The 21,748-nt window shown below is 51.0% G+C and carries 15 protein-coding genes; 9 read left to right on the forward strand and 6 right to left on the reverse strand.

Annotated features, from left to right (window positions below):
* Positions 1 to 837 precede the first annotated feature (837 nt).
* Positions 838 to 1,503 carry an alpha/beta hydrolase gene (locus KTH_RS22305; RefSeq protein ID WP_111326511.1) on the forward strand — a complete coding sequence of 222 codons (666 nt, stop codon included), beginning with the start codon at positions 838 to 840 and terminating at the stop codon, positions 1,501 to 1,503.
* Positions 1,504 to 1,696: 193 nt separating this feature from the next.
* On the forward strand, positions 1,697 to 3,760 hold the full coding sequence (locus KTH_RS22310; RefSeq protein WP_497621140.1) for a prolyl oligopeptidase family serine peptidase: 2,064 nt from the start codon (positions 1,697 to 1,699) through the stop codon (positions 3,758 to 3,760).
* 29 nt (positions 3,761 to 3,789) lie between these two features.
* Here the strand turns inward: KTH_RS22310 and KTH_RS22315 are convergent, their stop codons facing one another.
* Positions 3,790 to 4,434 carry a TetR/AcrR family transcriptional regulator gene (locus KTH_RS22315; protein WP_497621142.1) on the reverse strand — a complete coding sequence of 215 codons (645 nt, stop codon included), beginning with the start codon at positions 4,432 to 4,434 and terminating at the stop codon, positions 3,790 to 3,792.
* A 241-nt stretch (positions 4,435 to 4,675) separates the two neighbouring features.
* Between KTH_RS22315 and KTH_RS22320 the strand changes: the two genes are divergently transcribed.
* The 3 genes from KTH_RS22320 to KTH_RS22330 all read left to right on the forward strand — a co-directional run bounded on the left by KTH_RS22320 (position 4,676) and on the right by KTH_RS22330 (position 11,584).
* Positions 4,676 to 5,815: a lysylphosphatidylglycerol synthase transmembrane domain-containing protein gene (locus tag KTH_RS22320; protein ID WP_497621144.1), complete on the forward strand. Its 1,140-nt coding sequence runs from the start codon at positions 4,676 to 4,678 to the stop codon at positions 5,813 to 5,815.
* Positions 5,816 to 5,984: 169 nt separating this feature from the next.
* Positions 5,985 to 9,497, forward strand: coding sequence for a DNA polymerase III subunit alpha (locus KTH_RS22325; RefSeq protein WP_497621146.1), 3,513 nt, complete (start codon positions 5,985 to 5,987; stop codon positions 9,495 to 9,497).
* A 464-nt stretch (positions 9,498 to 9,961) separates the two neighbouring features.
* Positions 9,962 to 11,584: a PrsW family intramembrane metalloprotease gene (locus tag KTH_RS22330; protein ID WP_497621148.1), complete on the forward strand. Its 1,623-nt coding sequence runs from the start codon at positions 9,962 to 9,964 to the stop codon at positions 11,582 to 11,584.
* 29 nt (positions 11,585 to 11,613) lie between these two features.
* Here the strand turns inward: KTH_RS22330 and KTH_RS22335 are convergent, their stop codons facing one another.
* Positions 11,614 to 12,120, reverse strand: coding sequence for an NUDIX domain-containing protein (locus KTH_RS22335; protein ID WP_281278999.1), 507 nt, complete (start codon positions 12,118 to 12,120; stop codon positions 11,614 to 11,616).
* A gap of 466 nt (positions 12,121 to 12,586) precedes the next feature.
* On the opposite strand from KTH_RS22335, the gene KTH_RS22340 reads away from it, so the two are divergent.
* Complete coding sequence (locus tag KTH_RS22340; protein ID WP_111325289.1) at positions 12,587 to 13,888, forward strand: MFS transporter; 1,302 nt, start codon at positions 12,587 to 12,589, stop codon at positions 13,886 to 13,888.
* Positions 13,889 to 14,343: 455 nt separating this feature from the next.
* On the forward strand, positions 14,344 to 15,651 hold the full coding sequence (aspS, locus tag KTH_RS22345; RefSeq protein WP_111325290.1) for an aspartate--tRNA(Asn) ligase: 1,308 nt from the start codon (positions 14,344 to 14,346) through the stop codon (positions 15,649 to 15,651).
* Between the two features lie 45 nt (positions 15,652 to 15,696).
* On the opposite strand, the gene KTH_RS22350 is transcribed toward aspS, so the two are convergent.
* Positions 15,697 to 16,362: a DUF6915 family protein gene (locus tag KTH_RS22350; protein ID WP_111325291.1), complete on the reverse strand. Its 666-nt coding sequence runs from the start codon at positions 16,360 to 16,362 to the stop codon at positions 15,697 to 15,699.
* Positions 16,363 to 16,628: 266 nt separating this feature from the next.
* On the opposite strand from KTH_RS22350, the gene KTH_RS22355 reads away from it, so the two are divergent.
* A complete protein-coding gene (locus KTH_RS22355) occupies positions 16,629 to 17,180 on the forward strand; it encodes a GNAT family N-acetyltransferase (RefSeq protein WP_111325292.1) in 552 nt (183 codons plus the stop codon).
* Between the two features lie 136 nt (positions 17,181 to 17,316).
* Here KTH_RS22355 and KTH_RS22360 read toward each other — a convergent pair whose 3' ends face one another.
* Complete coding sequence (locus KTH_RS22360) at positions 17,317 to 18,453, reverse strand: hypothetical protein (protein ID WP_111325293.1); 1,137 nt, start codon at positions 18,451 to 18,453, stop codon at positions 17,317 to 17,319.
* 31 nt (positions 18,454 to 18,484) lie between these two features.
* Complete coding sequence (locus KTH_RS22365; RefSeq protein ID WP_111325294.1) at positions 18,485 to 19,717, reverse strand: helix-turn-helix domain-containing protein; 1,233 nt, start codon at positions 19,715 to 19,717, stop codon at positions 18,485 to 18,487.
* A 206-nt stretch (positions 19,718 to 19,923) separates the two neighbouring features.
* Here KTH_RS22365 and KTH_RS22370 point away from each other — a divergent pair, with 206 nt between their 5' ends.
* A complete protein-coding gene (locus tag KTH_RS22370) occupies positions 19,924 to 20,262 on the forward strand; it encodes a hypothetical protein (protein ID WP_111325295.1) in 339 nt (112 codons plus the stop codon).
* An 82-nt stretch (positions 20,263 to 20,344) separates the two neighbouring features.
* Here the strand turns inward: KTH_RS22370 and KTH_RS22375 are convergent, their stop codons facing one another.
* On the reverse strand, positions 20,345 to 21,583 hold the full coding sequence (locus tag KTH_RS22375; RefSeq protein ID WP_137686142.1) for a helix-turn-helix domain-containing protein: 1,239 nt from the start codon (positions 21,581 to 21,583) through the stop codon (positions 20,345 to 20,347).
* Positions 21,584 to 21,748: the final 165 nt, after the last annotated feature.

Consider the following 21,748-nt stretch of genomic DNA (forward strand, 5'->3'; position numbering starts at 1 on the left):
TCACTTATCCACAGTTTGTGGAAAAGTGGATAACTCGTCCACCTTCGTAACCACTGTTACAGAGAACAGGGCACGTTGCTGCAATACGCTGCACGGATTCGTGTAACGCGCATTACAACAATGCTGTAGAGCAAAACATGCAGGGGACGCTGCTTGACAGCAGAATAGGACTTACTGGCAGGTGGGAATGTCCTCACTCGACATCTTGAGAGGATGTATTACTTATCGAGTAAGGCGGAGAACCAGAGATTTCTAGTCGAGGAAATGAATGAATTCGTGAAGCTTACTCGATAAGGAGCAGAACATACCCGACAGCAGGCATGAGCTACGCACACACCTACTATAACTAGGGCCAGCGTCCATGTCCCTCACCTCCTTAAAGGAAAGCCCACGTATTCCAGACCTCCATACACACAACAAAGCGACACCCTACAAGGTGTTCGCCTTTTCAACAGGAAGTCATTTTTGAATGGTGGGTATCAAACAACTAACAATTTTCTGCTTCTGAGTATAACACGTATACCAATATCCGACAAGTGGCTGATCACATCCACGGTACATCCGGGTATTCCCCTCCCCAGAGACCGCATACATTCTCTTTTACCTCATCAGTATGTATATACCATTGTAGCTTTCTCTACTTCCTGAATTCCATTACTCAGCTTATTCAGGAAAACAAAAGACATTTCCCAAAGAGGTTTCTATGTGATAGTATTCCTTCTGACAGGTAAGTAGACCCAATAAAGGACTTTTTTTTGATTCAACAAATGAATCCCCTGCATTGCGACTCTTTCCGAGCCGCACAGGGAAGCAGCAAGAATATCAGGAAACATTCTTATGGCAAGTAACCAGATTTTACACATCAATATTCCAACCCCAACAGGTTATCTTGAAGGTATCTTGAAACCCGAACAGGAGGGAACACAACCGACCTATATCAGTGTGGTCTGTCATCCCCATCCACTTGGCGGTGGCACTATGCATAACAAGGTCATCTTCAAAGTGGCGCAAACGATGCAGGCGCTCAACGTCCCTTCTCTGCGCTTTAATTTCCGTGGTGTTGGCCGTAGCACCGGCTCCTATGATGAGGGCCGCGGTGAAATGGACGATGTCCGCTACGCGCTTGAGTTTATGAGCCGCCGCTATCCCGGCATTCCCGCCATCGTTGCTGGCTTCTCTTTTGGCTCCTACGTCGGCCTGCGGGTGGGCGCTCTTGATGACCGTGTACGGGCATTGATCGGGCTTGGCGTCCCGGCCCGAATGTTCGAGTCTGGAGAGACCTTGCAGGGCTGCCAGAAACCCAAACTCTTTATTCATGGCACCAATGATGAGCTTGCCCCTTATGATCTCGCACAACGATGGTATGAACAGGTGCCAGCGCCCAGGCGGATAGTAACTATCGAGAACGCGGATCATTTCTTTCAGGGACGGCTTCCCGAAGTACAGGCATACGTCGCTGAATTTGTGCGCTCGCTTCCTGCCTATCAGGAACCAAACTGGTAAAGGGATCCACCAGCCAACAACGGAGCAGGCTATTTTCGTCCGAAAAGCTGGCACTAAAGGCGGGGGACTGCTAGACAAATGCGCAATCAGCATGATATGCTGGTAGCAGTCAATAGCTTATAGTGCTAAAAGCGGAAAATGATGGGCTTGAAGCAAGTTCACTAGCTTGCTCTTGGACAGAAAGGTTGGATCAATGCAGTATCCGCCCACAAAACGCGATACGGTCGTTGACATCTATCACACGATCTCTGTTGAGGATCCCTATCGCTGGCTTGAAGATCCGAACGCACAGGAAACGCAAGTGTGGTCAGAGGCGCAAAACGCTCTGACCCGTTCCTTTCTCGACAGCTTCCCCAAACGGGATTTCGTCAAACAGCGTCTGACAACGCTGATGAACTATCCTCGTTATGGTGTCCCACAACGAAAGGGGAAGCACTATTTCTACACGCACCTTGCAGGGTTGCAAAATCAGCCCGTTCTGAAGCGCTGTACCGCCCTGGACGGTCCCGCGACCGTTGTGCTTGATCCCAATCGCTTCAGCAGTGATGGCACGGTCGCCCTGGAAAACATCTTCTTTCATAAAGACGGCTCGCTGCTTGCCTATTCAACCTCACAAAACGGCAGCGACTGGCAGGAAATCCGCATCCTTCAGCCTGAGAGCGGGCAGGAGTACGAAGAAACCCTGCGCTGGTGTCGAGCTCCCGCGCTCACCTGGAAAGACGACGGAAGCGGCTTCTACTACAATCGCTATCCCGACCCGACCGGCCTTCCCTCAGATGAGCAATCAACCAATATGAAGGTGTACTGGCATCGGCTCGGCACGCCCCAAAGCGATGACATCCTTGTCTATGAACGGCCCGATGCCAAAGAGCTGCACTTCGCACCCTTGCTTACCGACGATCAACGCTACCTGACGCTGCATGTCACCCACGGCACCGACATTCGCTCGCGCTTCTATTATCGGGACGAAACCACGGGCGGTGATTTCATTCGGCTCCTGGACGACAACGATGCTCCCTATACTTTCCTGGGGAATGATGGCCCGCTCTTTTACTTCCTGACTGGATATAATGCCCCCCGCAACCGGATCATCGCCATTGATATTACACAGCCAGAACGTGAGCACTGGCGTGAGCTTGTTCCTGAACAGGAGGCTACGCTGACCAATGCATTGATGGTGAACGATCAATTTGTGCTGTGCTATACCCGGGATGCCCATAACTCGCTTTCGCTCTATCGCCATGATGGCACCTTTGAGCGTGAGATTGCTCTACCTATGCCCGGCACCGTTCTAGATATAGCAGGCACACGGGCGCAAAGTGAGCTCTTTTTCGGCTTTACCTCGTTCCTCGCGGCTCCGACCATCTATCGCTATGATTTTGCCACACACACGCTTGCCCTCGTGTTTCCAGACGAGAGCGGCTTTCAAGCAGAGCCCTACGAAACGCGGCAGATCTTCTATACCTCAAAGGACGGAACCCGTGTCCCGATGTTCCTGACTCATAAGAAGGGGCTGGTGCTTGATGGTCAGAATCCTGTGTTACTCTATGGCTATGGCGGCTTTGCGATCAACATGATGCCATCCTACTCACCGCTGGTGGTTGCCTGGCTTGAGAGCGGCGGGGTTTATGCGCTGGCGAATATCCGGGGCGGCTTTGAATACGGGGACGAGTGGCATCGAGCGGGCATGCTGGATAGGAAGCAGAACGTCTTTGATGACTTCATCGCCGCTGCTGAATGGCTGATTGAGCAGCACTATACCAATCCGAAACGTCTGGCAATCTATGGCGGCAGCAATGGCGGCCTGCTGGTGAGCGCCTGCATGACGCAGCGCCCCGAGCTCTACGGAGCGGTTCTTGCCTCTGTGCCGGTCACGGATATGCTGCGGTTCCATAAGTTCACGGTCGGGCGCTACTGGATTCCAGAATATGGCAACCCGGAGGCAAGCGAGCAGGAGTTCAAGACGCTCTACGCCTACTCTCCGCTGCACAACGTTCGGGAACAGACCGTCTACCCACCGACCCTGCTTCTCACCGCCGATACCGATGATCGGGTTGTTCCGGCGCACGCCAAAAAATTCGCGGCAGCACTACAGACAGCCAATGCAGGCGAGGCGCCGATCCTGTTGCGCATTGAGCCCAAAGCGGGACATGGGCACGGCAAGCCACTTTCTAAACAGATCGAGGAGCTCAGTGACCTGTTGATCTTCCTGTACAAAACGTTCGAGATCGATCCGGAACCACAGAAAACAGACTGAACTTCCCGGGGAGCATTCTCAGATGCTCCCTATTTTGTCTTCTGCATCAGTCTGGTCCCAGCAAGCAGCCGCCGTAAACCATATTCAAACTCATCTTCGGAGCGCCGGGCCTCCAGTGCAGTTGCCATTTCCCTGACGGCTGGAAAGTCTTCCAGCGCAAGATTCTTCAGATCTGACGTTCCCGGTTCCACACCCTGAAGCGTGCCAAAATCGAGAAAGGCATGACCGATCACAAAGCCAACGAGGCTGTTCACGGTATAGACTGCCTCAAGGGGCGCAAAGCCCGCTTTGCGTAGAGTCGATAGCAGATGCTCCATCGGGGCCAGACTGCCAGCAGTGTTCACAGGTCGCGTCGCGACAATCGGCAAAACCGCGGGATGGCGTTGTAACATCTGTCGAAACTCGTACGCCACCTGGTATAAATACTCTTCCCATTGATCGGGAGGCAAGGCAGGCAGTTCAAGCTCCTGTAGCAGCAGTTCAACGATCCCATCAAGCACGGCTTCCTTCTTCGCCACATATCGATAGAGCGACATTGCTTCAACCTGCAATTCAGCCCCTATTTTACGCATGGACAGCGCTTCCAGCCCATCACGATCGACGATGCGGAGGGCAGCATCCAGAATTCTCTGGCGGCTCAAAGGCGTCTTTTCACCGGCTTTTGGGCGGGCCATATCCATTCTCTCCCTTTGTCGTTTGAGCGAGTACTGATAGCATGAGAAAAGTTTACATTGTATGTTTTTCATTTGTCAAGGAAGCACTTCTCTGTCAATAAATTCATGCATGTTACGGCAGGTCCAACAATGCGTTGAGATAGATAGCGGTATACAAACAAAGAGATGTGCATATCTTTTCGATGTGCAAACATGTTGCATTTTTCTATGTGTGGATGTGGAAAGGATAGGAGATGTTAAGATGCAATCACCGCAACATAAACGGCTACGAGACTTTGGCGCATTTGAGTTCTCCCTGCCTGCTCAGAACCATTCCGCCCCGCTTCAACAGCCCCTGTCAGGCAAAGAACCAGACCCACTTCAGCCTGAGACGACGCTTCTGGTACAACACCAGACAGAGTGTCATTCACTCAAAGCCGCTCTTCTTCGTCATCGAACCGTTCTCTTTCTCTTTGTCCGTCTGAGTCTCACCATTACAGGCTGTTTCTTCCTGATAACTCGTGTCATCTGGTCATCATTTCCTCAGGCATTGGCTCATATACAGGGCAGTCTGCTCCTGATGGGTGGCCTTATCGCACTTGCAGGAATACTGATTCAGGCCTATCGCTGGCGCAGCTTATTGCTGATGGAGCGTATTCACTTTGAAATGGCAGATCTGATCAAGCTCTACCTGCTTGGCACCTTTTTTCTCTATCTTCACCCGGGTGGAGCCCTCAGGGGTGAGGAACTGAAGGCCCGCTATATCGGGAGAATTGCCCGAAATCTACATGGCACGCAGAATGCAGCCATACGTAATAAACTGGTCGGCTTTTTGAGCATGCTGCTTCTGACCATTCCTTCGCTGTTTTTCGGTGCTCAGTACCTCAGCCCCCCTCTGATTCTCTGGTTTATTGTCCTGACACTCTGCACGATAGCCGCGATCAGCGTTGCCCTGCTGTTGGCGCAACTATTCCCGGAACTGGCATACGGTCCCTGGTCGCAATACCCGCTTATGGTAACCCTGATGAATACAGGCAGCATCCTTAACGCGACATTGCGGAAGCCCCACCGCCTGGGCAAAGCCCTTCTCTATAGCACGCTCTCATGGCTCATCGTCTTAATGAACTGTCAGGCCTATGCACTGGCCCTGGGTCTCCAATTACCACTTGCAGTCTGTTGCCTGGCGCTTGCCCTGGCTGAACTCCTGAACCATCTTCCACTCTCCTATAATGGTTGGGGAGTGCGTGAGCTGGCCTTGATTAGCGCCTTCATGGCAGCCGGCATTTCCAGCGGCCAGGCGCTCCTACTGACCCTGATCCTTGATGGGCAACTTCTCGGGGCGGCGTTCCTGGGAAGGCTCATTCTTCAGAAGCTACAGCAGAAAAAGCAGAGCCGGGTATAGCCCGGCTCTCTTTCATCCGAAAGTCCAAAGCCCGTCGCGGCACACCAGAGCATATGATATGATACTGACAGCCAGTCAAAAAAGCATTAGTGATGCATTCTCTTTGTTTTCTACCCTGAATATATGTTCTAAATGTATTTCTATTTGTCCGTTGTAAAGGAGGCAAGGTATGGGGATAGATTTCGCGCATTTACATGTCCATACAGAATACTCGCTCCTTGATGGCTTCAGCCGGATCAAGAAGCTGGTTCAGCAGACGAAAGATCTGGGCATGAAGCATCTGGCGATCACCGATCACGGCGCCATGTACGGAGCGATCGAGTTCTACAAGGCATGTAAAGCGGGAGGAATCAACCCCGTTCTTGGATGTGAAGCCTATCTCACAGAAGATATGTATGATCACTCCAAGCGCTTCAGTGATGACTATCACCATCTGCTTGTGGTTGCCAAAAACAATACCGGCTATCGCAACCTGCTGAAATTGACCACTATTGCCAATACCGAAGGCTATCACCACCGCCCTCGTATCGACAAGAAAACGATTGAGAAATATGCCGAGGGCTTGATTGTCACGTCCTCCTGTCTCTCGGGCGAAATCCCCAAGATGCTGCTTGCAGGCCAGAAAGAGCAAGCCTATAAAACGGCTCGCTGGTATCAGGATGTTTTTGGGAAAGAGAACTTCTATCTGGAGATTCAGGAACATCATGGGGTCTGGGATGGAAAGGCCTCTCCACAGACCGAGGTCAACCATCTGCTCTATGAGATGCACAAAGATCTCCAGATCCCGATGATCGCCACCAATGACCTGCATTATATCAACGCCAATGACGCACATACGCATGATGTCTTGCTCTGCATTCAAACTGGCAAGCAGCTTGACTCCCCCAAACGTTTTAAGTTTGACAGTAAAGAATATTATTTAAAGAGCCCCGAAGAGATGCTACGCCTCTTCCCGGAGCTTCCCGACGCGCTGATCAATACCGTCCGGCTGGCAGAGCAATGCGAGGTCAACCCGCTCGCCTACAAAGCCCAACTGCCAAAGGTAGAGGTCCCGCCTCAGTACAGCTCCGACCGTGAATTCCTCTACGCGCTTTGTCTTGAAGGCGTTAAGGAGCGCTTCGGTGAGCTGACCGAGCCGATCAAACGGCAACTTGACTATGAGTTTGAGCTGATCGTGCAAAAGGGCTTTGTCCCCTACTTCCTCGTGGTGTGGGACTATGTCAACTATGCTCGCTCGCACGGCATTCGCTGTTCCGCTCGCGGTTCGGCAGCGGGAAGCCTGCTTGCCTATGTGCTTGGCATCACCAACGTTGATCCCCTGCGCTATCAATTGCTCTTCGAGCGCTTCCTGAATCCGGAACGCGACGACATGCCTGATATCGATATGGACTTCCCGGACGACCGCCGCGATCAGGTGATTGCCTATGTCTCGAATAAGTATGGCCCTGAATGTGTGGCACAGATGGTCACCTTCAACACGATGGCTGCCAAGCAGTCGGTCAAAGATGTGGCGCGCGCGCTTGGCCGCCAGGACCTGGGAGACCGTATCACCCGTCTGATCCCGACCGGCCCGAAGGTGACGCTTAAGGGCTCGCTGGAAAGCGTCAAAGATCTGAGCGACCTCTATGAACGCAGTCCTGAGGCCCGTGAGATGATCGATCAGGCGCTTGAGCTGGAAGGCTCGGTCCGCAATACCGGTATCCACGCGGCAGGTGTCGTGATCGGCAATGAGGCGCTGGATAAGTTCGTCCCACTCCAGCTCCGTGACTACAAGGATCCGAGCAAGGGCCTGATTACCCAGTACGAGCAGATGCACCTTGAGGAACTCGGCCTGATCAAGTTTGACTTCCTGGGCCTCTCTAACCTGACCATTCTGGATAACACGCTTCGCTACATCAAGGAATCGCGTGGCGAGACCCTCGTGCTGGAAAAGATCCCGCTGGACCCGACAGGCGATCCAGTCCTTGATGAGAAGCGCAAGAAAGCATTTGATCTGCTCGCTGAAGGCGAGACAACCGGTATCTTCCAGCTTGAAGGCGCGAAGATGCGCGAGTACATCAAACAGTTGAAACCGACCTGCATCGAGGATATCACTGCGATGGTCGCGCTCTACCGCCCGGGCCCGATGGATAGTATCCCCGACTTTATTGCTGCTAAACACGGTCGCAAAAAGGTTGAGTATCTGGACCCCCGCCTGAAAGAATGGCTCGAAGAATCCTACGGCATCATCGTCTATCAGGACCAGGTGCTGCTGATCGCCGTGAACCTGGCCGGATTCTCCTGGGGCAAGGTGAACAAGTTCCGTAAAGCCCTCAGTAAGAAGAAGATGGATGAGGTCGAAGGCTACAAGAGCGACTTCCTGCAAGGGTGTGTCCAGAACGGGGTGAAGCCGGATATCGCGGAGAAGCTCTTTGAACTGATTCTGCCGTTCGGTGGCTACGGGTTTAACAAGGCGCACGCCGCCAGTTATGCCGTCGTCGCCTTCTACACAGCTTACCTGAAGGCGAACTACACCGCCGAGTTTATGGCCGCCACCATGACGACCGAGGCAGCAGACGCCAAGAAGATCGCGAACGCCATCGCCGAGTGTAAGCGCATGGGCGTTGAGGTCTTCGGCCCCGACATCAACAAGAGCGAGCGCGGCTTTACCGTTGAGGGCAAAGGGGTACGCTTTGGCCTGCTGGCAATCAAGGGCATCGGTGAAGGCCCGATTGGCGAGATTCTCCGCGCCCGGCAGGAAGGAGGCCCGTTCTCCTCGCTGGCCGATTTGTGTACCCGCACCGATCCCAAATTCGTGGGCAAAAGCGTGATTGAGGCACTCATCAAAGTTGGTGCGCTGGACTCGCTGGCTCCCAATCAGCGCCATGTGCTCCTTGCCTCGGTTGAGCGCGCGATGCAATTCGGCAAGAGCGAGCGAGCCGCCAAAGAGCGCGGCCTGATGAGCCTGTTCGGTGATCTGGAAGAGGTCGGCACCTCGCTTGAGTTCACGCTGACAACCGATGCGGAGGAGATCCCGCGCAAGCAACTGCTTGAATGGGAAAAAGAACTGCTCGGCCTCTATATCTCGCGTCACCCGCTGGCATACCTCAGCGATATTCTCTCCGAACGCACGACCCACTCCATCGGACAGATCGCGGAGGAGCTTGACGGGCGTAAGGTTACCATCGGTGGCCTGATTAAAGAAGCGCGGCGGATCACTACGAAAAAAGGCGATGATATGTGCGTGGTCCAGATTGAAGATATGTTTGGTACAATCGGCGTTACCGTGTTCCCGCGCACCTATGAAGAAACCAAAGAGATGTGGGTTGAAGATACCGTTGTGCTGGTGAAAGGCACTGTGCAGGTGCGCCGCGATGAACCGGGCATTCTCTGTGATAGTGTTGAACCGCTCAAAACAGCGGAAGAGGCCATGAACCGCAAGCTCTATCAGGTCTGGCTCACGATTCATGTCAGCGGCTCCGATACCCTTTCGGTTTCAAACGATATTCTGAAAGTGCAGGATGCGCACCGCTACATTACGGAGCGTCCTGGACGCGATCAGTACGAGATTCTGGTCTGCAATGGGGAATGGCAGGCACGCCTGACGCCCACCAATAACACCATGCAGTACTCAGAAGAACTTCATCACAAGCTGGAAGAGACGCTCGGCGCCGGCTCGATCGAGGTCAAGGTCCTGAACTAGGGCTGGCATACCGGGCAAAGCACAGGGGTCCAATAGCTCGCATATTGGACCCCTGCCACACGCACTCAAGAGGGTGTGCGACATCCTTCAATTTCTGTGGCACAATTTTCTACGACAACGCACGCATAGCGAAGAAGTCCCCAGGTTCTACCCGAAACCACCTCTGCGGACTACGAATTTGCCTTCCAGGCGTTATAGTAGATAGAAACCTTTCTACAAACTGCAACGTAGTATTTCTAGTGCAGGATAATAAACCTGTTTTGGGAATGGAACCTTTCAAAGGTAGCTTCGCTCACACTCATGGAACACACAATCCCGGGTTGTTGACAATCACCGGCACATCTTCTGACCGCTACCGCGAGGTTGCGTTTTACAGCAGGGTGAGAGACCGCTGCGGGTTGAAAACCAGATGATAACAGGATACGATATCCGCTGAGTACTTAGGAGAAGGTTGAGAAAAAACCGTGGATTCTGAACGCCAGGGTCCCATCACAGACCCCAACACGCCAAATCATTCCGACGCATCTGCCTCTACGCCCTCTCATCAGGAACATGTTCAGGATAGGGAACGTATACAGCCTTTTTCGTTTCCTCGTACAGCAGATGTAGGATATATCGAAGAGCCTATCTTTAAAGAGCATATCACCGGCTACTTGAATAATGACAAACCTACGGCAGCCGATGGGCAAGAACCACCAACCACGCCGGGAGCGAGCGAACATTTTGGCTCACCTCCGCCTTTTCAGCATATTCCCTATCAGCCACCGTACCCGAACTATTCCTATGCGGTACCGAGCTATCCCTATGCGCCATACATGCTGCAACCCAGACGCGATGGGCAACGGCTCTATCAGCTTATTGTAGGCATTCTTGCGCTGGTTTGTTCGCTTTTGAGTTTTCTTGGCGGCCTTATCTGTCTGTTACTCTTGCCCCTGATTATCCGCGCTGCACAATACAGTCGGGAATTAACACCAGACCAGGAGTTTGCCAGCACAGCCCTGCTCATCACGTTGAGTATTGCCGGTCTGGGTGGTGGACTCTTCAGCTCATATCACAGCCTACGGGCGCTCTTCAAGAAGCGGTCGGCAAACTTTCAACTCCCCTGGTTCTGGATCTTTTTCGTGCTATACGGGATTGTCATCGGGATTGCCTTCGCGATTGCCTCCACACAGACTGAGTTTCCTGGCCTTCCAGTCGCGATGACTCTCATTATCCTGGCAGCGCTCCTGCCGGCCCTGGGTTTTCTGGCCCTGGGCACGCGCATTATTCACTATCCGAGGCGAGCACTCTGGCCCACGACATGGCGACGCTTTACCCTGTCCCTGACCAGCGGCGCAACGCTCTCCATCCTTCTTGCGATGATTTTAGAAATGGTGGTGGGCTATATCTTCATGCTGCAAATTGGCATCGGTTCAGATATTCTCTCACAGGATAAACTCCCAACAGATCCGGGAAAGCTCTTCTACCTGTTCATCTCTCTGGCAGTGGTTGCCCCGGTAGTTGAGGAGCTGGTCAAACCAATCGGAACCTTTGTCATGCTCGGGCGGATACGCAGTGCCGGGGAAGCGTTTATCATAGGTCTGGCCGGTGGCATCGGCTTCAATCTGGTAGAGACAACCATGTATATCAGCCAGGGCTATAATGACTGGCTACAAATTGCGCTGCTCCGCAGTGCCGCCGGGCTATTACATGGCTTCGGCGCAGCAATGGTGTCGCTAGGCGTGTATTATCTCTTCCATCCGAAGGAAACGGGGAAGTACAACCATATCCTACTTGGTATCCTCTGCATCGCATATGCGATCTTCCAGCACGGCCTATGGAACGGTTCAACACTGCTTGAGACCATTCCGTTCTTCGCAAACACACTCACGATTGGAACAGCCGAGCTTCCCGTTATGATCTTTGTCTATGCCACTCTGGCCCTTCTGATGCTGGCATTCTTCGTGTTTGTCTCTTTCAAACTGCGCGGAAAGGTCCCGACGGACAACGCCTCACCAAACCAGCAGTCAGTGCATATACAGCAACCTGCCGCCTTCTATCCGCAGCAGGTTCCGGGAATGTCATACAATCGTCCGGCAGGCCTGTAGCATCACCGCTACAGCCTTCCGGCTCTCCCTCACCACATGATCTCTCTATCGTCCTCATTCCCCGTACAGAAGTGTTTCTGGAAGGTCACATAGAGCCCTGCATCCTCCCGAAGAGCAGCGAATGCCTCAGCACGAGATGGGTACTCAGGTGGCCAGCGCACATTGAGTATCTGGAACGTTCCGGTCACTCCCTTTAGCATATCCTCGATCATATACCGATGCCACCACAATAACGTTTCTGGAAGCCGTTGCGGCAAGAAATAGCCTGCGTCCAGCGCCTCTATTGGGCAGGGCTGCAAGGTCCCTCCTGACGGATAGCCCGCGAAGAGCATTTTATGCCCCCTATCAAAATGAGGCGTTGCATACACCCCGACCAACTGTGTCAGGTGAACGTTGATTCCCGTTTCCTCAAAAACTTCTCTTCTGGCCGCCTCGGATGCCACCTCTCCCGGTTCAACCATGCCTCCTGGCAAACTCCAACACCGGAGATCTTCGCGCTGCATCAGTAGCACACGCCCCTCTTCTAGAAATAACAGCGCTCACACTCAACATCGCCATAGACCTGCCCTCTTTTTCATAAATGAACATCTCTCTACACTTCCCGACGAACGCGAGCGAAGGTCGGTCACGGCTCTTCCTTCGGGCTTGATTTTCTCTCCATAGTTCTATATACTGGTTCTATTGGGCGTGTGAACGCTTCGCCCACATACCTCATGGAAAAGGAGCATCAACAGACATGCCTCAATACACCTCTATTCATAGCGTGGCAGAGGGGGGGATTCGCTGAAGAAGAGGCGCGTTCTATTCCAGCCATCAGAGTGAGAAAAGCTCTCTATTTTCTCTTCTGCATTAACTTCATGAACCTTTTCTGAAGGCCTCTTCTTCACCGAATCCCCGCACTTTTTTCACCTCATTATACCTCACACCTTTTATATGCTGCGCTGTCCACACGCATTTTATTCTGTGTTCTGACATGTTATCAAGAAAAAGGATACTCGCTTTATGTCCTTACAGCGCTTCAATTTGCCCGCATTACCTGTATACTTACTTATTGTCTCAATCGGAGCATTTGCACAGACCACCGTCTTTACCATGAACATGCTCTATCAGGTCGAGATGGTCAAATTGAATCCCCTCCAACTGGTGCTTGTCGGCACCTCCCTTGAAACCGTGTGCTTTCTCAGTCAGGTTCCAACCGGCATCATTGCCGACCTGTATAGCCGCCGCCTCTCGGTAATTCTTGGTTATCTCCTGACCGCCTGTGCGTTTCTGCTCGAGGGACTGATACCACGCTTTGAAACAATCCTGTTTGCACAGGTGCTCTGGGGAATTGGAGCCACCTGTATTGATGGAGCCCAGGAAGCCTGGATTACCGACGAAATCGGCGAGGCCCAGGCCGGCCGCATCTTCACTCGAGGCGCACAGCTCGGCCAGCTTGCCTCACTCATTGGCATTCCGTTCAGCGTCTGGCTTGGCTCAATTCGTCTGAATCTGCCGGTAGTGGTGGGCGGGCTTATCTGGCTTCTTCTCAGCCTTACACTGCTCTGGGTGATGCCAGAAAAGCACTTTCAGCCAACGCCAAAAGCGGAGCGAAACACCTGGCACTCAATGGGTCGCCAGTTGAGCGAAGGGAGCAAGGCTGTTCGTCGCAGTCCGGTACTGCTTGGCATTCTTGGCGTTACCTTCTTCCTGGGGTTGAGTAGTGAGGGCTTCGATCGCTTGCAGACTGCCCATTTTGTCAACAACTTCCAGTTCCCCTACTTTTCCTCGGTAATCTGGATGGGTATTATCAACGCGGGAAGCCTGATCCTCTCTATCATCATAACGGAGATTATCAGGAGGCGCATCGATATCACACAGTCGCATCTGGTCGGGCGCACCTTGTTTGTGCTGAACCTGGGCGTTATCGGGGGCATCTTCTGTTTTAGCCTGGCCAGCCACTTCTATCTGGCCTTGCTTGCGTTCTGGAGTGTTGAGCTGCTGCGCGGAACAAGCCGCCCGCTCTATATGACCTGGATCGCGCAAAATAGCGAATCCAGAGTCCGGGCAACCGTTTTCTCGACTGCCGGCCAGGTTGACGCGATCGGGCAGATTGCTGGAGGCCCTGGCGTCGGCTATATCGGTGAACGCTTTGGCATTCGTGCGGCTCTCTTGACAACAGGGGCGCTGTTAAGCCCGATTATTCCATTCTTCATCGCGGCATTGCGGAAAGAAAAGGTACCCGCCACAATGGAGCCGATCGAGGCAACCCTTCAGAGCGAGCAGCACATATCGCTTGACGACTCCCAAAAAGATATGCTATAGTCATGATAATCATTGCAAAGAGCAGAAAAAGCTGTGAAAGGGACAGATTGAGTAGTCCGCCCAACACGCAGAGAGCAGGCGCACATTGGTGAAAGCGCGGCTGTGGGCCCACTCAATGACACCCTGGAGCCAGGCAGTGAACCGGCCAGAAACCATACTAGCTGTCTTCGGGTCGCGCCCGTTAGCGCGCAACGGTTCCCTTTGTACAGAGAGAACCGACTGAGGCCATAAGTTATTATGGCAAATTGGTGGTGGCACCACGAGAAGGCATTGCAATTTCAGCCCTCGTCCTCCTGAGAGGATCGAGGGCTTTTTGTTTGCAAGGGAGCGCGTATGGATTCAGATGACGACGATAACGCTCACGATTGACAGGAATACACCTGACGTCACAACGTGCGGAGGACAGGTGTATTCCCCTCGTTTCTCCTCCGACAAAGACTGAAAGGTGGTTTTCCATGAAACGCACACGTACAACCGCAATGAAGGAACATATTGGGGAGCGAGTCCGAGTTCAGGGCTGGCTGCACTCGCTTCGTCAACTTGGCGGGATTAACTTTCTGGTTATTCGCGATGGCTGGGGGACCGCGCAAGCGGTAGCAGAGACGCCGCAGGAGATCGCCCCATTGGAACAGGCAAACGCCGGAGTAGAGAGTATCATTACGGTCGAAGGCCGCATCGAAGCGATGCCTCAGGCCCCCGGAGGCGCGGAATTACACGACCTGCATATAGAGGTGCTCAGCCCGATTCAAGAGGTTCTCCCCGTCACCTTGAGCAAGCGCAATCTCAAGGCCAGCATTCCGACTCTCCTCGACCATGCCGTTCTGACCAATCGCCATCCACAGCGCCGAGCGATCTTTAAGCTCAGCTCGGCCATGCTGTATGGTTTTCGGCAGACGCTCCTGCAACAGGGCTTTACCGAGATCCAGACGCCGAAAATTACCGCCTCGGCAACGGAGAGCGGTGCAAACGTCTTCAAGCTTGACTACTTCGGCAGGCCTGCCTACCTGGCGCAAAGCCCTCAGTTCTACAAGCAGATCATGGTAGGCGTCTTTGAGCGTGTCTTTGAGGTTGGCCCGGTCTTTCGTGCGGAACCACATGACTCAACCCGTCACCTCAATGAATATGTGAGTCTGGATGTCGAGTTCGGCTTTATCGAGGACCACTTTACGGTGCTGGAAATGTTGCGTGTTGTACTTGCAGGCATCCTGACCACGCTGAAAGAACAGTGCGCCGCAGAACTGGAACTCCTTCGGGCTGAGGTTCCGGCCATCCCGGAACAGTTCCCCCATATTCACTTCAGTGACGCGCAGGAACTCATTTACAAACTGCACAAAGTGGACGTTCGCGGTGAGCCAGATCTTTCCCCACAGGATGAGCAGTGGCTAGGAGCCTGGGCCAAAGAGGAGTTCGGCAGCGACTTCCTGGCAGTGACAGGCTATCCAATGCGCAAGCGGCCATTTTACACGCATGCCGATCCACAGCACCCGGAGTTCTCTAACTCCTTTGACCTGCTCTTCCGCGGCACAGAACTGGTCACAGGCGGACAGCGTTTGCACCGCTATGAGGATTATCTGACGGCCCTACAGAAGGCCGGGCTCCCGCTGGAACCGTTCGAGCATTACCTTGAGGCTTTCCGCTATGGAATGCCTCCACATGGAGGCTTCGCAATCGGCTCAGAGCGCCTGCTGATGCAGTTACTCGGCCTGCAAAATGTGAAACTGGCAGCCACATTCCCACGCGACCTGACACGCCTTGTCCCCTGAGTACGTTGCGTGCAACCAGCGATACATGTTCTGGTTGCACGCTCCCTATTCCTCGATATCAAGGGAAATGCAGCGGCTCATCCAGGAGAGCAGCGGCATCCCCCGAAAGAAGTACGTCAGGGTTGGCAAAAAACCCAGAGAGAGACGCACCAGCCACTCAGCAACCGTTTGCGTTGGCAACTCTTTCCCATCAGAGGCCCGCTGCAGCGCGATACCAAAGCGCGCCTCCGCCAGGAAGGTGCCAAAACTGTTCCCGAGCAGACAGAAGAATTGTGGGTTCTCCAACAGCTCCACAGGCTTATAGAACCAGTTCACCAGCTCACGATAATCTTCAGGCACACCTTTCAGTGTATGCGCCAGCGCCACCTGAACTTCAGCAGGCGTATAGGGATGCACCTGCTGCTCATGATAAAACGGATGATCCTGAAAGCACTCGGAGAGCGTTGGCACAAAGCCAAAATCCTCGTTAATATGCTGCTGAACAAGCAAGCGGGTCGCGATTAATTTTCCATCGGAGGGGCGCTGCCATTCGACACCGTACACCTCCTCGCACAACTGGATGCCAAATGTGTTATGCAACACCAGGCGATGCAGGCTCCCGGGGACATATGCTTTTGTCTGGTCTAGAAATTGATGGAGCGGGAGATAATCGCTTTCACTTCCGCCAAACTGCCGGGCAGAAGAACGAGCATGATATAGAGCATGAACCATCAGTGCACCTCATCATATGGTGTCACTACGCCCTCTCCTGTCACGCCAGAGCGCTTTTTTCGCTCCGCAGGCCTCTCTTGATAACACGTTTGCTCTCTCTTCATGCAGCATCCTTTCTCCTATACAACTATCGTTATTTGTCCTTTCTTCCCCTTCCATCGAAAAGCGGTAACCATCGCGAGGAGAAAGCCCACCGAACGCAAAAGATGATCTACAATAGAAAGAGGAAAGATGGAACAACTTAGAAGACAAAGGAAAGGATTCTTATGTCTATCGAGATTGTGACATTGACGACAGAAGCTGAACTCATCCCTTTTCAGGAGCAATTGCGTCAGGTCTATTACCGTGCCTTTTCGCTGCCGCCTCATAATGAGAGCCTGGCAGATGCACAGCATTTCGTCTCGCGCCAGATCGTGCACCATAGCAAGAACGAGCATTTTCGCTTCTGTATCGCACGTTCACTGGAGACGGGAACACTCCTCGGCTTTATCTACGGCCACACCACAAAGAAGGGGCTCTGGTGGCACGATCAGGTAGCACCATACCTGAGCGAGGCACAATATCAGCAATGGTTTAGCAACGGGTATGAGATCGTGACATTCGGCGTTGATCCCGCAGCTCAGAGGCAGGGAATAGGAGGAATGCTTCATGATACGATTCTCTATGGTCTCCCTCATCGTACCGCGATTCTCTCCACGCAACACGAGAACCTACCTGCCCGGCGCTTCTATCAGAAGAGAGGCTGGCAAATCATCTTACACGATTTCTATTTTTCCGGCAATCCGCTGCCCTATGTCATTCTGGGACGGGCACTTTGAAACGGACTAACGCTTCTCGTGATCTTACCAAAAAGCGGCAGAAAGAAAGCCCAATGGAGGACACGTATAGATAGCGAAAGAGCCAACCTGAGACACCCATTCTCCGCGATCAGGGTTCGGGGGCTTAAAAAGCCCCCTAGAGATCCACATATGCAGAAAGAGTATTGCCAAACTTCAACACTTTTCTGTTATTCGGCTCCATTTTCTGGCATTGCTTGTATATTTGATGGAGCCACCCCACATTGCTTTTAGAGGTCGTGTCATGGTGCAGTTCCAAACATTTCAAAGCTGCTTCACTTGCAGCCTCTACGTCCCCTTGCTCTATGCTGATCTTCGCAAGAGAGAGATAATAGTCCTTCAAGCCACACAGGTTGTTCGGTTTGATGTTTGATTCGGCAAGGACAAGGCACTCAGTGGCATCATTTATCTCCCCGTAGTCAGCCAGACTGTAGGCTCGCTCCACTAGCGGCTTATAGAGCCCGCTAAACAAACCGTTGCCAACCTCGACATTGTTGTGCTTACGGCCCCATTCAGCAGCCTTATCAAACATATGCAGGCTTTTTACCTGGGCCTGTTTGTCTTTTTCATATAAAGCTCTATATGTATATGCTTCACCTGCTGCTGAATAGAGTGAGCACTTTAGCGTATCAGGGAGTCTCTGTATAAACGAGTGGGCATGCTCAACGTCATTGGTGGCCTTTGGATATTTATCCCACTGGATGAAAACGCGGAATCTGTGGTATAGCGATGAGGCTAGTAGAGATGGATTGTTCAGTTGTTCAGCGAGCTTTACAGCTTGATTTGCTGCTGCTACAGCGTCGCGGTATGACCCCCTATCACGTGCGCTTGCAGCGGCCACCTGATAGAACTGGCACAATAATGTAGCTATTTGATCTTTCTCAACGCTTGAAGAGGCCTCACGCACCATATTTTCCAGTTGCCAGACCCATAACGCTGATTTTTGAGTGGCAATCTGGAAATCGCCAAATCGATACAGTGACCATGACATAGAGAGAACATCTTCATATGCCATCAGCCTTTGACTGTCGATATACGTGATGAGCGGCGATGCAGCATCCGCCACCATTGCCACCTGCAAACCAAGTAGCACAGGAGAGATCCTTAAAATGTCTGCAAGCAGTTTCCGTCTTTCTGTATCTTTCGGCTTATCCTTATTCTCTGGACTCAATAGCACTCTGATAAACCTTTCGGATGGCCCCATACAGGCGTGCAAGTTCTGCTTTGGAAAGCTTTGAACGACGCCAATATGCATACAGGACTTCACCTACCGGAAAAGCTCTCTCCTACTTTTTGAACAATCCTGAATATTGGCAGAATAAAAGCTGCACTCCTAATTCGGCCACCTCTTCGCTATGACGACCGTAGGGAGTCTCTTTTGCGTTCTCATAGGTACGGGTAAGTACAGGTAGATGCACAAACGAGTGCATTTTTTTCATATCTTGTAAAGCTTGAAGTGCCATTTCTATAGCAATCTCTTGGTAGCCCATCGCTTGATAGGCTTGTAGCCTAATGAGCGTCATGTTGAGACTTTCGTAAGCATAAAATCTTTTCCGATTTGGATGAGAAAGCTTTTCCATCTCATCTGCAATCTCTATAGCGTTACGAGGTGATTTCAGTTTAGGTGTTTCAACGAAACCTTTTCCGAGATTTTGGAACAGAAAGAAGCGATCGTGTTCTAATGTATAAATGCCATTTTCAAGCCGCCCGCCATCTATAAAATGTTCCGATTGTTCTATCATTTTTATGGAGTGCTGTACATCTTTCTGGCCAGTTGCTTGTCTTGCACAAGCAAGACCATAAATGACTAGTATACGTCCTTTAATAGAAGTTGGTAGTGCTGCTGCTTTGGCTCCGTCGAGAGCCGCTTGCAAAAGAGGTGTCCCCTTTTTTAAATCCCATTTATCAAAGTAGAACTCTCCCTTACGGTACAAAGAGATGATTTCTAGGTCTTTAAGACCTTCTTCACGAGCGAGAAGGATAGCTTTATCTAGATGGTCTAAGGCAACAGATGATAGCCCTAATTCGTTAGCTAAATATGCCCGTCGAATGTGACAAGCGCACAGCAGCTTTTTCATTTTCTCTTTTTCTGGTGATGATGTGTACAAAACATTATTGTGAAGACTTTGAATTTTGTTCGCCAGATCCTTCATTGCCCGATGCGGCTCTTTCGGTCCCTGTTCCCAATATGATAGCAGAGCTTTTTCAACGATCTTAGCGCTTATCTTTTTAGAATTGGTAGGAGGTGTTTCATCCAATGCACCCACAGAGAGGTCAAGACCCAACAACATTGGAGGTATATTAAGAATCTCCGCAAGTACCGCTCGTCTTCTCATGTCCTTTGGTACTATCCCTTCTTCGATGCAATAAATGGTGTTAACGTCAACTGACTTACCACGTAACGCTTCACCATATAATTTAGCTACTATTTCTACACTCCAACCTTTTTCTATTCGTGCAGCTCTTATTATTTTCCCTATCTCTTTATTAGAGAGGGAACTTTCTTGAGAAAGCAACACTTTTCAACCCCCTTGTTGTCTTATTCGGTAATAAGTATAGCGTTGCTTTCTTTTTTTGTAAATTCCAAAAAACCGGTTGATTACATTCCGTTTTTGGAATTATCCTCATGTCCTTGATTTACAATACTATTTGCAGTAGACCGACATATAAACACTTGCTTGCTATACATCATGAAACATTGCAACGCTGATTTCAAGGGGGGCTCATGGCAAACATGTTAAGAACGATATTCTTGAGGGAAGATCTAAAGCCGCTAGAAGAGCGATTCCTGCTCTTTCTGGGATGCCGCTTAGATGGATGCCCCGGTGAAGGAAAATCCGTTGTTCATTTGCCGCAAGAAGCTACCCGGCTTTCCGAAAGCAGAACCCCGATGAAAGACTTGCGGCTTGTGTACTTTCCCCTCAGCAACGTCACCATAAAAGAGATATACAATGTTTATTGCCAGCTCAGCAAGATCATGATCTCTCCTCGTGATCTTACCGCTTACAGAATATTGATAGATGAATGGCAGAAAGAAAGCCCGATGGAGGACACGTATAGATAGCGAAGGAGCCAACCTGAGACACCCATTCTCCGCGATCAGGCCCAGTATAGAGGGAGTAGTTTTTCTGCTACTCCCTTGTCTCCTAGAATATGTCTACAAGTTCATTAAAGAGGATCAAAACTCCTAACTCAGCTACGGCCTCGCTGTTCCCATAAGAAGATTCTTTAAGCTTTTCATACAACACCTTCATAGTGGGGAGATGAACGAAGGTTCGCATATTAAACATATTATTTACAGCCTCTTTAGCTGTCTCTGTGGCTACTTCATAATAGCCCTGTGAGAAAAAGGCTTGTGATCTTAACAGATTACAGTTCAGTACGACATACTGATTAAATCGCTTCTTGTCTGGATGTTTTTCTTCCTCTAACTCATCTGCTATTTCAAGCGTCTGATGGGCATTCTGAAGATTTTTGACCGGGGCTTCAATAGCTCCTTTCCCTTGCATTTGTAGATAAAAGCTACGGGTATTAGCAAGAGTGTAAAGCGCCGCCGTTTCCAGTGGCCCTTGATCCTCTCGAACAAGCATTTCACTCTTATCAATAAACTTTCTCCCCTGCTTGTAGCCTTCCTGAGTTCGAGCAATGCGGACCTGGGCAAGCCCATACAAAGCCATTATACGGCCTATCACGTGTGGAGGAAGAGGAGTGGAAAGAGCCTTATTATATGCTGCTCCCAGGTATTGGCAAGCAGGTTTGAGGTCACGTCTATCGAAAAGATATTCTCCCTTTCTATACAATGCGATTGTTTCCAGATCGTCAAGCTCCTCATCTTTTGCCAGACGAACAACTTTTGAGAGGTGGTCAAGCGCCTTATTGTGATACCCCAGTTCACCACAGATATAAGCTACTCTCATATGGCATGAACATAACAATTTTTTGGCATACTCTTTTTGTGGACTGGTCATGTACAAGACATTGCGATGGAGCAACTCTATCTTTCCAGACAGATCTTTTAGCGCTTTGTGAGGGTCTTTTGCCCCTTGTTCCCAGTAAACCATTAACAATTTTTCAATTCCATTGAGGTTAACCTTCTTTGTGGGGCTTATCAGCATCTCATCTTGCAAACCAGAAAGCCCGAGCGCTGCGGGTGGGATGTCAAGAAGCCTTGCTAAAACTGCACGTCTTTTCATATCTTGTGGTATTTCCCCCTTTTCTATCTGGTAAATTGCATCAGAAGAAACGGGCTTTCCTTTGATCGCCGTTCCGTAAAGTTTCCCTAAAAATTCCGCACTCCATTTCTTGCCTTTACGTGCCTTCTTGATAATTTCACCTATCTCCTCACGGTTTGAAATAGGATTTTCTGGAGAATGCAATGCCATCATCAACCACCTTGTTGACTATTTTTATCTCAATTATAGCGTTGCACGTTTATCTTGTAAATCCGAGGAGATATCATATTTACATCCCTATTAACTCGGTTTTTAAAATAGGGTCTGTTTTACAATACTATTTGCAGTAGACCGACATATAAATGCTTGCTTGATATA

The organism is Thermosporothrix sp. COM3 (genome assembly GCF_059696735.1).

What these genes read in the sequence shown, in the direction of transcription:
- aspS (WP_111325290.1), top strand. Translation starts at nt 14,344, where the DNA reads ATGAAACGCACACGTACAACCGCAATGAAGGAACATATTGGGGAGCGA.
- KTH_RS22315 (WP_497621142.1), bottom strand. Translation starts at nt 4,434, where the DNA reads ATGGCCCGCCCAAAAGCCGGTGAAAAGACGCCTTTGAGCCGCCAGAGA.
- KTH_RS22310 (WP_497621140.1), top strand. Translation starts at nt 1,697, where the DNA reads ATGCAGTATCCGCCCACAAAACGCGATACGGTCGTTGACATCTATCAC.
- KTH_RS22325 (WP_497621146.1), top strand. Translation starts at nt 5,985, where the DNA reads ATGGGGATAGATTTCGCGCATTTACATGTCCATACAGAATACTCGCTC.
- KTH_RS22370 (WP_111325295.1), top strand. Translation starts at nt 19,924, where the DNA reads ATGGCAAACATGTTAAGAACGATATTCTTGAGGGAAGATCTAAAGCCG.
- KTH_RS22340 (WP_111325289.1), top strand. Translation starts at nt 12,587, where the DNA reads ATGTCCTTACAGCGCTTCAATTTGCCCGCATTACCTGTATACTTACTT.
- KTH_RS22350 (WP_111325291.1), bottom strand. Translation starts at nt 16,362, where the DNA reads ATGGTTCATGCTCTATATCATGCTCGTTCTTCTGCCCGGCAGTTTGGC.
- KTH_RS22305 (WP_111326511.1), top strand. Translation starts at nt 838, where the DNA reads ATGGCAAGTAACCAGATTTTACACATCAATATTCCAACCCCAACAGGT.
- KTH_RS22355 (WP_111325292.1), top strand. Translation starts at nt 16,629, where the DNA reads ATGTCTATCGAGATTGTGACATTGACGACAGAAGCTGAACTCATCCCT.
- KTH_RS22360 (WP_111325293.1), bottom strand. Translation starts at nt 18,453, where the DNA reads ATGCATATTGGCGTCGTTCAAAGCTTTCCAAAGCAGAACTTGCACGCC.
- KTH_RS22320 (WP_497621144.1), top strand. Translation starts at nt 4,676, where the DNA reads ATGCAATCACCGCAACATAAACGGCTACGAGACTTTGGCGCATTTGAG.
- KTH_RS22375 (WP_137686142.1), bottom strand. Translation starts at nt 21,583, where the DNA reads ATGATGGCATTGCATTCTCCAGAAAATCCTATTTCAAACCGTGAGGAG.